The following is a 12,617-nucleotide window of genomic DNA, read 5'->3' on the forward strand; positions in this document are numbered from 1 at the left end:
GCGGGTCGCAATCGCAGCATCATATAACCACCATGATGGCTTCCTGTGCAGCGGTTTTCTGGTGTTCAGCGTTCAGTGTTGAAGGTCTTCAGCAGTGACGAGCTTGGAAGGAACGTAAATCACACGTTGGTCCAGAACTTCAGCCGACAATAGTTTCGCGACTGTGTCTGCCGTTCTTTGGCCAATTGCATGAAAATCTTGGGCTACTGTCGCCTCAAGGTTACTTCCATCAGCGATCGCCATAATTGCTTGGGGGTTGGCATCTATGCCGGTGATTATAATGCCTTCGTTGCTGCGACCCGCAGCCTCAATCGCTTGCAGCGCTCCTAGGGCAGGCTGATCCCATGCCGCCCACACGGCGGATATGCTACCTGGCTCGGGATAAATCGCGAGTATTTCATCCATTTTTGTACGGCTATCAGAAATGGCTCCGTCACTAATTTCCGGGGTGATCCGTTCGACTACGGAGATGTCGGGGTAACTCCCAAAGACTGTGTCTGCGATTTGACTGCGAACCCGAACGGGCGGAAAAGAGTCGTAGGTAAACATGACCACGTTGCCTGAACCGCCAATTCTGTTGGCGATGTATCCGGCAGTGCTCGCTCCCATTTCGTAGCCATTGGACGTGATGTTAGCGGACAAGAGAGGATGGTTCCCTGCATCTAAACCGACAACTGGGATTTTTTGGTTAGCTGCTGTCTGTAACCCTTTTTCAATCTGGGTTGGATCGATGTTTACAACGATTGCTTCGATACCCTGCTCGACCGCGTTTTCCATCTCTTCAACAACGGCTTCCAGATCGCCGTCAGTATGGACGATATTTACGGTCCAACCATATTCGTCTGCGCGCTCGGAAAAACTCTCCACATAAGCCTGAGTCCCAGGCTGGGTCAGGTAAGGCGTGATCAAAGTTACGTCTTGTGCATAAGCCGGAGCCAAGATGCAGAGCGTCGCGGATGCACAGATCAGGCTGTTGCGAAAAACCATAGTTCACCTCCCAAATAAGGAACAGAAAGAAAGTCCAAGTGAATGTGTTAGAAAAAGGCGCGCCTTAGGATCTTTGATCGTCATTAGATAAGCATTAAGCAATCACCCTAATGTGCCAATTCAGGCTGTACCCGCTTGCGGAGTTCCTGCACTCGAAACATCGAGAAGTCTCGTATGCTGAACAGCTGGCTTTTAAAGTAACCAATTATCTGACCCACCCACAAAACTTAGAGTTTGGAGGGCAGTTGCTGCGCGGGGCGCAACAATTGTCCGATCTGAGGATGTCATAGCTACCTCCCTATCTTAACCCTCGTTTTGATATTGGTAGAGGGGGATTTTATTCAACCATCGGAGAGAAACATGAAATGGAATTAATTAAGTGTTTATAATGGTATTACGGCACAATTGACGGTTGCCGGGACAATCAAAGCCACAGTTGAATTGTGGGTGTTGCTGTTTCCGCTGGTTGAGCAGGCCAATTTTTCACTTCAAATCCCTTGATCCGGTAAGGTCGACAGCCCCAACAAAACGCCGCCATGAAAAACGATGACCATCAGCCACGGGGTACCCAATTCAGAGATTTAGCCTCCGGCCAGTGACTAAAACAATCCTAGCAAAAAACCGACGCCGAACACCACGATGGAGAAGGCCCAAAGCGGAAGCAGGGAAAATCGGATGTGACGCCCCATGTTTGCGCCTGCCAGTCCCAGCGCCAGCCAAAGTGCTGGCGAAAATGGGCTTATAAATGTACCGATGATGTTCCCGATGAGCATGGCGTGAACTACACTTTCGGTCGGTACCTGTGTTGGTCCCATGACTTCGAGAACGATTGGCATGAGGCCGAAATAAAATGCGTCCGTGCTGAGAACCAGTTCTAATGGTGCGCCGATAAGGCCCACGAAAATATGCAGTTGTGGTATCATTGTATCTGGCAACACTGCGACCAGTTGCACAGCCATCGCGCGGAGCATACCGGTCCCATCCATAAGGCCCAGGAACGCGCCAGCTGCAAAGATGATGGCGGCCATCGTGAGGGCCGAAGCCGCATGTGCCTTCATCCGTTCCATCTGGCTGTCGATGCTGGGATAGTTGATCAGCAACAGCACCGATAAGGTGATCATGAAAAGAAACGCGGGCGGTAAAACGCCAAGCACCAAAGCAACAACCGTTGCTGCAAAAAGCCCTGCATTCAAATATATCAAATTGGGGCGTTCAAGGGTTGCCTCTTCGGCTGTCGCCTGAATTTTGTAAGCCGATACGTCGCCGCTCTGCCGGGTCTCTGCCGATGAGGCCTCCAGTCGTTTTTTTTGACGTAGCCCCATGGCCACCGCCAAGCCAGCCAGTAGAACCAACCCAATAACCTGGATGGGGATCAGGGGTTGCCAAAGCTCGGACACAGGGATTCCGGACACGACCGATGCGCGCCCCAACGGCCCGGCCCAAGGCAACATGTTGGCGATACCCGCACCTAGGCACAGCATCAGTAACATCAAATAGCGATTCATGCCGACCCCGAGGTAAAGGGGTAGAAGCGCCGGTACGGTAAGAAGAAATGTTGTTGCTCCGGCCCCATCGAGATGAGCCAAGGCACCTACCATTGCAGTTGCTACTGTGATCGCGACCGGGTTGCCTTTTGTGATCCCAATCATCCAGTTGATGATCGGACGGAACACCCCTGTATCTTGTAAAACCCCAAAAAACAGAATGGCAAACACAAACATCGTAGCGACGGAGGCAACTCGAGCCAGGCCGGAATTGAAGAACTCTGTCAGCTCTGTGGGACCGAAGCCGGTTATGATCGCACCGCCCAGTGGGAATAGTACCAGCGCAATCACCGGTGCTACCCGTCCTGTCAGCAGCGATAGGACGACAAGAAGTACCGTCGCCAATCCGACTAACGCCATAAGAATCGAACCCAGTCTATCTCAGTTGGGTCTACTCAATGCCGAGTTGGGAGTTGGGTCAAGTCGACCCGTGGCTTAGGCTTGGCGCCAAGCCTGGCACCTGTTTTGTGGTCAGAGCTGTTTCGCACGTAGGTAGAGCGCCGTGCCCAGCGAAAACAATGCGATTACGATTGCTGCGACGAACAGCGACACATGATGCGTTATCCAAGGAAGAAGAGAGGCACTTTTTCCCATCTTGTACGTTGTAGTTGTCCAGAAACCTACCCACAGCGATGATCCAATAATGCTGGCGACCAGGAACTTGTGCCACTGCACGCCTGCGGTTCCGGCCACCAACCCGTTCAGCTGGCGCAATAATAAGAAGAAACGCGCAACGACGACCACTGCTGCGCCATAAGACTCGGTGAATCTTTCCGCAGCCCGGTACTTTTCTTCAGTTATGCCAATTCTGTTCCCGTAGGCTAAAACAACAATGCGCCCATACCGTCGGCCAATCATAAAGGCGACACTGTCTCCGGTGATTGAAGCGAGGATCGCCACAATAACAACCAAGTAAATGCTTACATCGCCTTGGCTGGATATAGCAGACGTTGTAATGAGTATCGTTTCACCGGGAAGCGGTAGACCAAATGTCTCCAAAAAAGAGAGCGAGAAACAGCGCCAACAAGGTGAAGTTTCCGGAAAGTGTTGAAAAGGATGCGAACATCTGCGCCATGATGGATCTGTAACGTCGCTAGCGATGGCGTTAAACTGACCTCGTGGGCCATGGCATATTCCACGCAGGGGTTTGACCTTCAGAAAGCTGGGGTCGCCCGTTTGGCCGTTAGTTGACCCATCCGGCTATCTTCATTCGGAAAATCCGTTCGCGATTTTCTTCGCTCCTCGAATAGCTCGTTGCCTGAGGGCGACTAAGGTGGCTAACTCCCGTTGCTTTCCGCCTTTAGGATTCCATCTGCCGAAGTGCCTGCGGCCAGATTGGCGTCTGAGAACGACCTGGTTTCAGGGAGTTCAAGGTGCAAAGTAGACGTATGGTCTATCTCTAATTGACCGTCGCAAAGGGTGTAGTCCAGCACGTGACCACCTTTGCTTAAGTCTCTGGAAATAAAATGAAGGTGGTAACCCGGCACGCCAATACCCACAGCATAGTCGGGGCATCGAAAACCCAGAATTGTACCGTCTACATCACTTAACTCAAATTCTGCCTGAGTTTTCACAACTTCCAGCAGAGGTTTGTAGGGTTTGCTTTGACGCAGAACGTTTCTGTATTTGATGTGTTTGATGCGCCCAACAAATCGAACGGCATAAAACAGGTTCTTGGCTTCTGCCATCTTATCCAGCTGAACTTCAAAGGATTGTTTGTCTGTTGGCGTTTCCACCGAAAGCAACAAGGAGGGATCGAAATTGACGACAGCGGCATAAGGCGTCAAGGCTGTATCAGGTGCAACTGTCGCCTTTCCCTCTCCATCAAGCCGGTACGCCACGCCATCCAATACAATCATCTCACCATCAAGCGCATTGAACGTGCCGAGTCCAAAGTCTCCGTGTTTAAGCAGTTCACCGATTGAAACCGTTCCGTCGTATACGCCCTGCATCACAGCGCTCAGCAGCGACGCTTGATAGTACTCGTGCGCGTGTTCGGTGGATTGAAACCGCTGTTTGTTGTTATGGCTGGCCGTCGCTGTTGCAAAGGTGAGCTCTGTGTCCATAGGAAAATCCACGACTGCGGGTTTAGGGACCTATTTTCGGAGTTTGAATGGGTCGCGTTCCTGCTCAGTATCCCTTCCTTCATACGATCGGGCAACTACTAAGGCTCTGCTACACGTTCCAAGCTTTGGCATTTCCCTTTTGTGACTATCAGTTTGGGGCGCCAGAGTGAGCTGCGAGAAGGTATTCGCCTAATTTTCGAGCAACTGTATTTCCGTACAGCGGGTATATCGGGAGGCTCTTTCTTAACAGATTTGATCTGCGTGGGTTCTCTTTAGACTGCGAAGCTAGGGGTATAGCCGTATCGTCCTCCCCTGAAACTGCAAAAAAGAGAGGCTACCCGGCCGATAGCGCAAACTGATAGAGAGGAGAGCATCTTTTGATTTCAATCTCATACATCCTTGCGCAACTCCTCGGAACTATTGCTTTCGGTTTTCAAGTTTTCTCTGCCAGATCAAAAGAGCGCAACAAGCTAACTCTGTTTCTGGGGTTTTCGAACATCTTCTGGGTAGCGCACTACGTGGCACTGGGCGTACCGCTTGCGGCGATTATCGCCGCGCTCATAGCCGTACAGCTGATTGTTTCTAGCGTCGTGAGTCAAAAGTACCGAAACCCGATTATCGTTTTTTTTCATCATCCTCTATTGGATCGCCGCGTATTTCACGTTTGAAAACCCCCTTCATCTTTTGCCTGCGGTTGGGGCGTCCGCTGTTTCGATTTCGTTTTTGCTGAGCCGATCCCTTACGCAAATACTTCCGGCGGTTGGCACGTCGGTGCTTTCCTTAACACTTTTAAGTCGTGACTCTGCTATGGCTGTTAGGATCGGTGCGATGACGTCTTTTTCCATGTGGATGGCGCATGGTTTTGTGACCGGCTCTATCGTTGAGATTGCAGCAAATGGCATTCCACTCGCGACCGCATTTTATGGCTTGCTCGTATACGATCTCGGCGTGAAGCTTCCATCGTTGGGTCGGTTCACTCAGCGGGCTAAACCACCACCAGACGAAAACAATTAGAGTGCCTTAGTTTTAGAATAATAGATGTAACATCAAAAGTTAGGAAAAAGGGATACGTGTCCCTAAGAGCGTTCAGTTCGCCCACTATAATTAAAAACCAAAAGGTTGAGAGCACTGAGGCGTGACTAGACTGCTAGGTGACACGCATAGCTTTTACAAACGGATCTCTGTTGGGAATTGATTAATTCATGCGCTTATGAATCGGCCGTACCCCCAAGCTCATCCAACAACTTGTAGTCCGTTGGCGGATCGTCACAAATACCCGGTCCACATTCCAGCAGAGCAGAACCGGCGTTGAGTGCCGCCAAGAGCAAGATAAGGAAAAATGCCGCCTTGGCGAGTTGGCTGCCGCCGAACCTTTCCGTTGCCCTAACGTCTGAGGCAAGGTCATATTGCTTTTCAAACACGAGCATGACCGCAGTTCCAAGGATCACCAGACCAAAGGCTATTCCAGCCCAAGTGTAAAAATGCAAACCGAGTACAGGTGAGCCGTAGTGTCCCGTTCCCGGTACGATGTGCAAAAGGATCTGTCGGATTGAAACGCTTATTCCGAAGATTGCCGCGACAAGTGCTATTCCATAGTTCCTTGCGCGCGTGCCCCACAAAAGGTTCAATCCCAGACCAAACCCAACTGCTACAAATCCAACGCGTTGCAGCAGGCACAGCGGGCAGGGCAGCTCGTACAAAACGAGCTGGAAATAAAAGGCAAGAATTAGCACAAGGCAAACTGCCAGGGTGCCAAGCGCATTCATATTTCGAGCGAATTCAGGTGACATGCGCAAGCCTCACAGCTGAATGGAAAGTGGGGTCGTCGCGTGAAACTTCAGCCAGTAAGTGCTCATCACAAGAGCAAGTACGAAGACAGCGTACGAAGACCTAACAAGTTCGAAATATGCGAGCGTCATCGCGCCTGCAAAAAGTGCAAAAAGTAAAGCGATCATAGGATGCTCCTTGCGGATCAATTGTATCAATGGTGACCAATGTGCGTAAGCTGAGCCGTTTCTGGCCATTTAATCAAGTCTTTGGCGACCATCAGACGCGCCCTTTGTCGTCCTTTGATGTTGGGATAGCGGACACTGCTCACGGTGAATGCGTCTCGTTAATACTGACGTCAGACAAAACATGAAGATTAATCAATTTAGTTGGTCAAGCTCTCGCGAATGACCACATTCGATGCGCGATGTACAAAATGGAATGCTCGCTCGTATTTGCAGGGATTTTGGCAGACCGAATAGTGAAGTGGCAAATCGCATCCGAAGCTAACAGCGGATCAAAGTTCCTTCTATGGCACCCTAAGTCTTTGGTGCAGAGGCGACTATTGCTGAATCTAGTTGGTGAGCTTCTGCACAACCTCATCAATCAACTCAGAGTTTTCTTCGACATAGCGCTGGCCAGAGGCGCGGATCAGGTCGATGTTTTCTTGTTTAGGATTGAACCCGTTAACGCCTGCGACCGCGTCTGGTGACAGGAAATAGCTGTCGATATCAATGGACGACTCAAAATCCGCATGCCTTTGCAATGCGTGCGAACTGACTGTTGCCTCTCCGTTGAAAACCATGTGCATCATTGGAAAGAACCACTTAATCAGCCCGCCACCTTCGGCGGTTGCGGATGATACCGGCTGTCGCAGCTTGCTTCCAAGCGCGACGACTACGAATTCCTGATGTTCCGGCAGGTGCGAGCGCGCGTGCAGGTAGGCGATATCACCCGGGGCGTTCAAAATCATGGCCGCATCCCCAAGGAATTCTCCGGATGTGTGTTTGCCCGAGAACGTCACGGCAGGAAAATAGACCGGAGCACTGGTCACAGCGGTCACAAGTGAACGCAGGTAGATGTTGCCCTCGACAGTATCCCAGTTTCGGAACACCCTAAGCCCGTTCTCTTTCTGCGAATAAGATGGGAACATGGCCGGGCGAAGAAGGTCATTGAACCTGGTGTCACCAAACGCCTGTTCATACACCTTAAGCCGGCCTTCATTTGGGATGGCTGGTCCGAACAGGCCATGGCCCGTTAGTATTTTATGATAAACGGGGATACCAAGAATTTCTCTTGCATACTGCTCATAGTCTTCCAGCGCTTGTTCGGCCGTGATCGGTTGTCCGTTCTCCCCGGTGGGGCTGAATAACAACGCGGCGATAATTGCGCCGGTCGACGACCCGGCCACAAAGTCAAAAAGTTCGTGGATGGGCTTGTCCGATTTCTCCTCAAGCGCCTTCAGAACTTCGAGCTCTGCCAGGCCATATAAGGCACCACCGTTCATCGCCAGTATGCGCACCCGCTTGGGATCTTCGGTGCTCCATTCCAGCGGATCGCCAAAGTCTTCTTTCTCCGGCCAGCCCGGTAGTTCAGATTGGCTTTCGTAAAAATACCTGCCGTAGGCGAACACACTTGCAGCGTAAATTAGCACAATGGGGATCAGACAGACCAGAACCGTTCCGATTATTTGAATGAGGCGCTTCATGCGGTCCCTATTTCCAAGTTGGGGGTGGGTAAGTCATAGCGGCCCCGGCAAGATCATCAAGCGCGATGGGTGAACCTTTATTGCCGCCCACTTTGTAAACCTCACAAAGCGCTATTGGCATCCTTGCGGCTTGAATGATTGACTGGTGAGCAAACCAATGCGACGCTCGCACCAGTTGTTTTCAGACAAAGGTGGATTTGGGTTAATGCGAAGTGTTTGGTTCGTTCTGGCGACCGCTCTTTTGTCTGTTTCGGCGGGGGCGGCTCATGCGCAGACTGATACTGCCCCACCAAGCGTGCTTGTTGAGAAGGCGCAGACGCAAAAACCCGGCTTGTCAGATTCCTACGTTGGCCGTGTAGAGGCGGTTAGTACGGTGGACATCACGGCGCGTGTCGAAGGCACCTTGGACGCGCGAAAATTTGTCGAAGGTGGGTTAGTCAAAGCAGGCGATGTGCTCTTTGAGATCGAGCGCGACTACTATCAGGCGCTTGTCGATCAGTCCGCTGCGACGGTCAGCGGCGCAAAGTCCACGGCAAAAGGTTCAGAGGTGAACTATGAGCGTCAGCTGGCTCTGCTACAACGCGACGATGTTCCACAATCCACGGTTGACGCGGCCCAAGCAACGCTAGGCGCGGATCAGGCTGCAGTCAGCAAGGCCGAAGCCGAGTTGGAACAGGCTAATATCAATCTGGGTTATACAACGATCACCAGTTCGATCGACGGTCGCATATCGAAGTCAAACGTCGATGTTGGCAATCTTGTTAGCGCGAATTCCGGCGTGCTTGCGACTATCACCAGCGTCGATCCGATCTATGTCAGCCTCTATGTCAGCGAACGTGATCTGATCCAAAAGCGACAGCAAGGACTGATCGGGCAAAATACATCGACGTTGGGTGTTCGGCTGGAACTGACAAGCGGCGCGACCTATGGGCAGCCGGGTCAGATCACCTACATTAGCAACGAAATCGACGCAGCAACCGACACGATTGAAATCCGTGCCACATTCGAAAACTCTGACGGCCTGCTGATCCCCGGACAGGTAGTGACGGTCACCTTCGAAGACCCTAATGCGAAAGCCGAGGTTGTGATCCCTCAGACCGCCATCCAGTTGGACCAAAAGGGTCACTTCGTGTTTGTTGTGAACAGTGAAAATATCGCGAAACGTCAGGATGTTACCTTGGGTTCGCAAACTGGTCGTGATTGGGTTGTAGCTTCGGGCCTGAAGGCGGGGGATCTGATCATTGTTCAGGGCCTGCAAAGAGTCCGGGAGGATCAAAAAGTCACGCCGACCGAAAACCAATCCTAGACCGTAGTCTCGTATATGTTGTCCAAATTTTTCATTGACCGTCCGAACTTTGCCATCGTCCTGGCGGTGATCATGATATTGTTAGGGACAATCGCAACGCGGTTGGTTCCCATAGCCGAATTCCCGTCAATCGCTCCGCCCCAAATACAGGTGACGGCAAGTTACCCCGGCGCCAATGCCGCGCTCATTCGGGATGCTGTCGCGACCCCGATCGAGGAAAAGGTCAACGGAGTGGAAGGCATGATTTACATGTCTTCATCGTCGTCGAGTGAGGGTACGTACAGCCTGACCATCACATTCGACATCAATACAGACCCAGACATTGCAGCGGTCAATGTGCAAAACCGTGTTGCACTGGCCACTCCGCTTCTGCCCGCGACTGTGACGCAGCAAGGGATTTCCACCTCGAAGCAGAACAGCAACATGCTGCAGGTGATAAACCTGGTCTCGCCCAACAAAACCTTCGACCAACTGTTTCTCAGCAACTATTCGGCGGATTTCCTGCAAGACCCTCTCAGCCGGATAGACGGAGTGGGTGCAGCTACGCAGTTTGGCCAGTTGAACTATTCGATGCGGGTTTGGCTGAACACGGATCAGATGGCGGCCCTCAATATCGATGCTTCTGACGTGGAATCCGCAATACAAGCGCAGAACATCGAAGCCGCTGCAGGGCAGATCGGCGCGGCGCCTTTCGGCGATGAAGCGACTGCTTTTCAGTTCACCCTGGATGCTCAAGGATTGTTGGACGATCCAAAACAGTTCGAAAACATCATAGTTAAAGCGCAGGGTGATGGCTCATTCGTGCGCCTCAAGGATATTGCGCGCATCGAATTGGGCGCCGAAAACTATTCAGCCATTGCCTATTACAACGGTCAACCTTCAGCGATACTGGCGATTTTTCAGGAAAGCGGGGCCAACGCAATCGATGTTTCGACTGCCGTGCAGGCAGAAATTGAAAAACTCTCTCAGCAATTCCCTGATGATGTCGAATACATTCTTGCCTACGACGTCACTGATGCGGTGCGCCAGTCGATTGAAGAGATTATTACAACGCTGGCCATAACGGCCGCCATCGTTGTGGCCGTGACTTTCATGTTCCTGCTGAGCATTCGTGCCACGATTATCCCTGCGGTAGCCATACCTGTGTCCCTGCTTGGAACGATCGCGCTGATTTATTTGATTGGGTTCAGCGCCAATATGATCACTTTGTTTGCCATCGTTTTGGCAATCACGCTGGTGATCGATGATGCGATTATCATTATCGAGAATACAGAACGGATCATGGAAGAAGAGGGCCTTGAGCCGCGCGAAGCAACCCTCAAAGCCATGTCTCAGGTCACCCGGCCCATAATTGCGACGACCTTTGTCCTGGCTGCCGTATTCATTCCGGTCTGTTTCTTTCCAGGGATTACGGGCCGAATATACCTGCAATTTGCGCTGACAATCACCTTTGCCTTTACCCTGTCGGCGATCAACGCCTTAACGCTGGGCCCGGTGCTTTGCGCTCAGTTTCTAAGTCGCAAAACCGGTCACCCCAAGGGGATTGCCCGCATTGTTCCTGATGCGATCAACCGCTGCAGGGATGGATATGTGGCACTGGTCAGGTTGATGCTACGGTTCAAGGCCTTGTGTTTGATCCTGTATGCTGGCGTTGTAGCCGGAACCATCTATCTTTTTCTAAACACGCCTACCGGGTTTATCCCGCCAGAGGACAATGGCGTTCTGTTTGCCAGTGTCGCCCTTCCGGACGGGGCTTCGCTGCAGCGCACCGAAGAGGTGTTGTTGGACATTGGGGAACAGGTCAAACAACATCCCGGAATATCTTCGGTTACGTCAGTTGCCGGTTTCAGTCTGATTGCCGGGGACAAGTCCAATGTGGGCATGTTGGTGATGCTGCTTGATCCATGGGATGAGCGGAAGACTAAAGAAACCCAATGGTACAACATCATGTTCGCGCTGAACGATATTCTCGCGAAACGACCAGAGGCGACCTCGTTTGTTTTCCCGCTTCCTGCAATTGCCGGCGTTGGGCAGGCAGGTGGGCTGTCGGCGCAGTTGCTGGATTTGCAATCCCGCGACATTCACGAATTTGATGCCGTCAAGAACGGCTTGCTTACAGCCCTCATGAAAGAACCGCAGGTACAACAGGCCTACAGTTCAATGTCGGCGAATGCGCCCCAGTATTTCCTGGATATTGACCGAGATCGGGCCGAAGCGCTGCAAGTGGATGTCAGCAGTATTTTCACAGCGCTGCAGGCAAGCTTTGGGTCGTTGTACGTGAATAATTTTGTGCGCGAGGGCCGGGTCTATTGGGTGGTTGTTTCGGCTGATGCTCAACACAGGCAATCGCTTGATGAGATTGACGGCGTATACGTCAAGAACGCGTCGGGTACAGCGCTTCCCCTCCGTACCTTCGTTACGGTCAAACCGCAGCTTGGAGCCGAGATTCTGTATCGCTACAACCTGTTCAACTCCGCTTCGATCAACGCCCAGCTACAAACAGGGGTCAGTTCCGGTGACGGCATTGCCATGGTTGAACGGGTCGCCGCGGAGACTTTGCCAGAGGGCTACATCCTTGAATGGACCGACGTAACCCTGCAAGAAGTTGAAGCCGGTGATCTCGTCCTCTTCATTCTCGCGCTTGCCGTGATCTTTGCCTATTTGTTCATGGTCGCCCAATATGAAAGCTGGATATTGCCGCTTGCCATCATGGCGTCCACCATCTTTGCGGTCCTGGGTGCGCTTATACCTCTGCAATTCATACCCCTGCTAAACAACAATATATACGCACAGATTGGTATCGTTCTTCTAATTGGCCTCGCGGCTAAAAAGGCCATCATGGTCGTTGAATTCGCGCATAACTTGCGGCGCTACGACGGCATGTCCATTGATGATGCCGCCATTAAGGCTGCCCATATGCGTTTCCGTCCTGTTACTATGACGGGGCTGTGCTTCATAATGGGCGTTCTACCGCTGATGCTGGCCAGCGGCGCGGGCGCGGCGGGCCGAGTGTCTATCGGCTATCCTGTCTTTGCGGGCATGATCATCGATAGCACCCTCGGCCTTCTGATGATCCCTGTATTGTATGCAGTATTCCAGCGTATGTCTGAGCGTTTGTCAGGCAGTCTGCGATCAGCACATTCGAAGACGTAGTAGTCCGAAGTGGTGGAATGTAAGGAACCATGGCTTGGAAACACTGGGGTCATACAAGCGGCTCGAATACGTGGTTTCGGGTGGCA

The 12,617-nt window shown here is 51.9% G+C and carries 11 protein-coding genes; 4 read left to right on the forward strand and 7 right to left on the reverse strand.

Annotated elements, in window-relative coordinates; translation table 11 throughout:
• Window positions 1–72: 72 nt before the first annotated feature.
• From ACR0BD_RS17170 to budA, 4 genes are all read right to left on the reverse strand, one after another.
• Window positions 73–987 carry a substrate-binding domain-containing protein gene (locus ACR0BD_RS17170; protein WP_480832229.1) on the reverse strand — a complete coding sequence of 305 codons (915 nt, stop codon included), beginning with the start codon at window positions 985–987 and terminating at the stop codon, window positions 73–75.
• Window positions 988–1,586: 599 nt separating this feature from the next.
• Entirely contained in the window at window positions 1,587–2,891 is a 1,305-nt protein-coding gene (locus ACR0BD_RS17175) for a CitMHS family transporter (RefSeq protein ID WP_480832231.1), read from the reverse strand.
• Between the two features lie 111 nt (window positions 2,892–3,002).
• A complete protein-coding gene (locus ACR0BD_RS17180; protein WP_480832233.1) occupies window positions 3,003–3,530 on the reverse strand; it encodes a DedA family protein in 528 nt (175 codons plus the stop codon).
• 278 nt (window positions 3,531–3,808) lie between these two features.
• Window positions 3,809–4,597 (reverse strand): acetolactate decarboxylase, encoded by a 789-nt coding sequence (gene budA, locus ACR0BD_RS17185; protein ID WP_480832235.1) that lies wholly within the window; start codon window positions 4,595–4,597, stop codon window positions 3,809–3,811.
• Window positions 4,598–4,974: 377 nt separating this feature from the next.
• Between budA and ACR0BD_RS17190 the strand changes: the two genes are divergently transcribed.
• Together ACR0BD_RS17190 and ACR0BD_RS17195 are read left to right on the forward strand one after the other, a co-directional pair.
• On the forward strand, window positions 4,975–5,265 hold the full coding sequence (locus ACR0BD_RS17190; protein WP_480832237.1) for a YgjV family protein: 291 nt from the start codon (window positions 4,975–4,977) through the stop codon (window positions 5,263–5,265).
• A gap of 139 nt (window positions 5,266–5,404) precedes the next feature.
• Window positions 5,405–5,611 carry a hypothetical protein gene (locus ACR0BD_RS17195; RefSeq protein ID WP_480832239.1) on the forward strand — a complete coding sequence of 69 codons (207 nt, stop codon included), beginning with the start codon at window positions 5,405–5,407 and terminating at the stop codon, window positions 5,609–5,611.
• A 194-nt stretch (window positions 5,612–5,805) separates the two neighbouring features.
• Here the strand turns inward: ACR0BD_RS17195 and ACR0BD_RS17200 are convergent, their stop codons facing one another.
• From ACR0BD_RS17200 to ACR0BD_RS17210, 3 genes are all read right to left on the reverse strand, one after another.
• The gene (locus tag ACR0BD_RS17200) at window positions 5,806–6,387 is read right to left on the reverse strand and encodes a disulfide bond formation protein B (RefSeq protein WP_480832241.1); all 582 of its coding nucleotides are present in this window, start codon (window positions 6,385–6,387) and stop codon (window positions 5,806–5,808) included.
• A gap of 9 nt (window positions 6,388–6,396) precedes the next feature.
• Window positions 6,397–6,621 (reverse strand): DUF5993 family protein, encoded by a 225-nt coding sequence (locus tag ACR0BD_RS17205; protein ID WP_480832243.1) that lies wholly within the window; start codon window positions 6,619–6,621, stop codon window positions 6,397–6,399.
• Between the two features lie 317 nt (window positions 6,622–6,938).
• Window positions 6,939–8,072 (reverse strand): patatin-like phospholipase family protein, encoded by a 1,134-nt coding sequence (locus ACR0BD_RS17210; protein WP_480832245.1) that lies wholly within the window; start codon window positions 8,070–8,072, stop codon window positions 6,939–6,941.
• 157 nt (window positions 8,073–8,229) lie between these two features.
• Between ACR0BD_RS17210 and ACR0BD_RS17215 the strand changes: the two genes are divergently transcribed.
• Window positions 8,230–9,378, forward strand: a complete 1,149-nt coding sequence (locus tag ACR0BD_RS17215; protein ID WP_480832247.1) for an efflux RND transporter periplasmic adaptor subunit — start codon at window positions 8,230–8,232, stop codon at window positions 9,376–9,378.
• A 15-nt stretch (window positions 9,379–9,393) separates the two neighbouring features.
• On the forward strand, window positions 9,394–12,531 hold the full coding sequence (locus ACR0BD_RS17220) for an efflux RND transporter permease subunit (RefSeq protein ID WP_480832249.1): 3,138 nt from the start codon (window positions 9,394–9,396) through the stop codon (window positions 12,529–12,531).
• Window positions 12,532–12,617: the final 86 nt, after the last annotated feature.

Source organism: Ruegeria sp. G5, from assembly GCF_056533365.1.

Bases quoted from the DNA above. Each gene is read 5' to 3' on its own strand.
- ACR0BD_RS17200 (WP_480832241.1), bottom strand. From the start codon at position 6,387: ATGTCACCTGAATTCGCTCGAAATATGAATGCGCTTGGCACCCTGGCA.
- budA (WP_480832235.1), bottom strand. From the start codon at position 4,597: ATGGACACAGAGCTCACCTTTGCAACAGCGACGGCCAGCCATAACAAC.
- ACR0BD_RS17175 (WP_480832231.1), bottom strand. From the start codon at position 2,891: ATGGCGTTAGTCGGATTGGCGACGGTACTTCTTGTCGTCCTATCGCTG.
- ACR0BD_RS17170 (WP_480832229.1), bottom strand. From the start codon at position 987: ATGGTTTTTCGCAACAGCCTGATCTGTGCATCCGCGACGCTCTGCATC.
- ACR0BD_RS17215 (WP_480832247.1), top strand. From the start codon at position 8,230: ATGCGACGCTCGCACCAGTTGTTTTCAGACAAAGGTGGATTTGGGTTA.
- ACR0BD_RS17210 (WP_480832245.1), bottom strand. From the start codon at position 8,072: ATGAAGCGCCTCATTCAAATAATCGGAACGGTTCTGGTCTGTCTGATC.
- ACR0BD_RS17195 (WP_480832239.1), top strand. From the start codon at position 5,405: ATGGCTGTTAGGATCGGTGCGATGACGTCTTTTTCCATGTGGATGGCG.
- ACR0BD_RS17205 (WP_480832243.1), bottom strand. From the start codon at position 6,621: ATGGCCAGAAACGGCTCAGCTTACGCACATTGGTCACCATTGATACAA.
- ACR0BD_RS17220 (WP_480832249.1), top strand. From the start codon at position 9,394: ATGTTGTCCAAATTTTTCATTGACCGTCCGAACTTTGCCATCGTCCTG.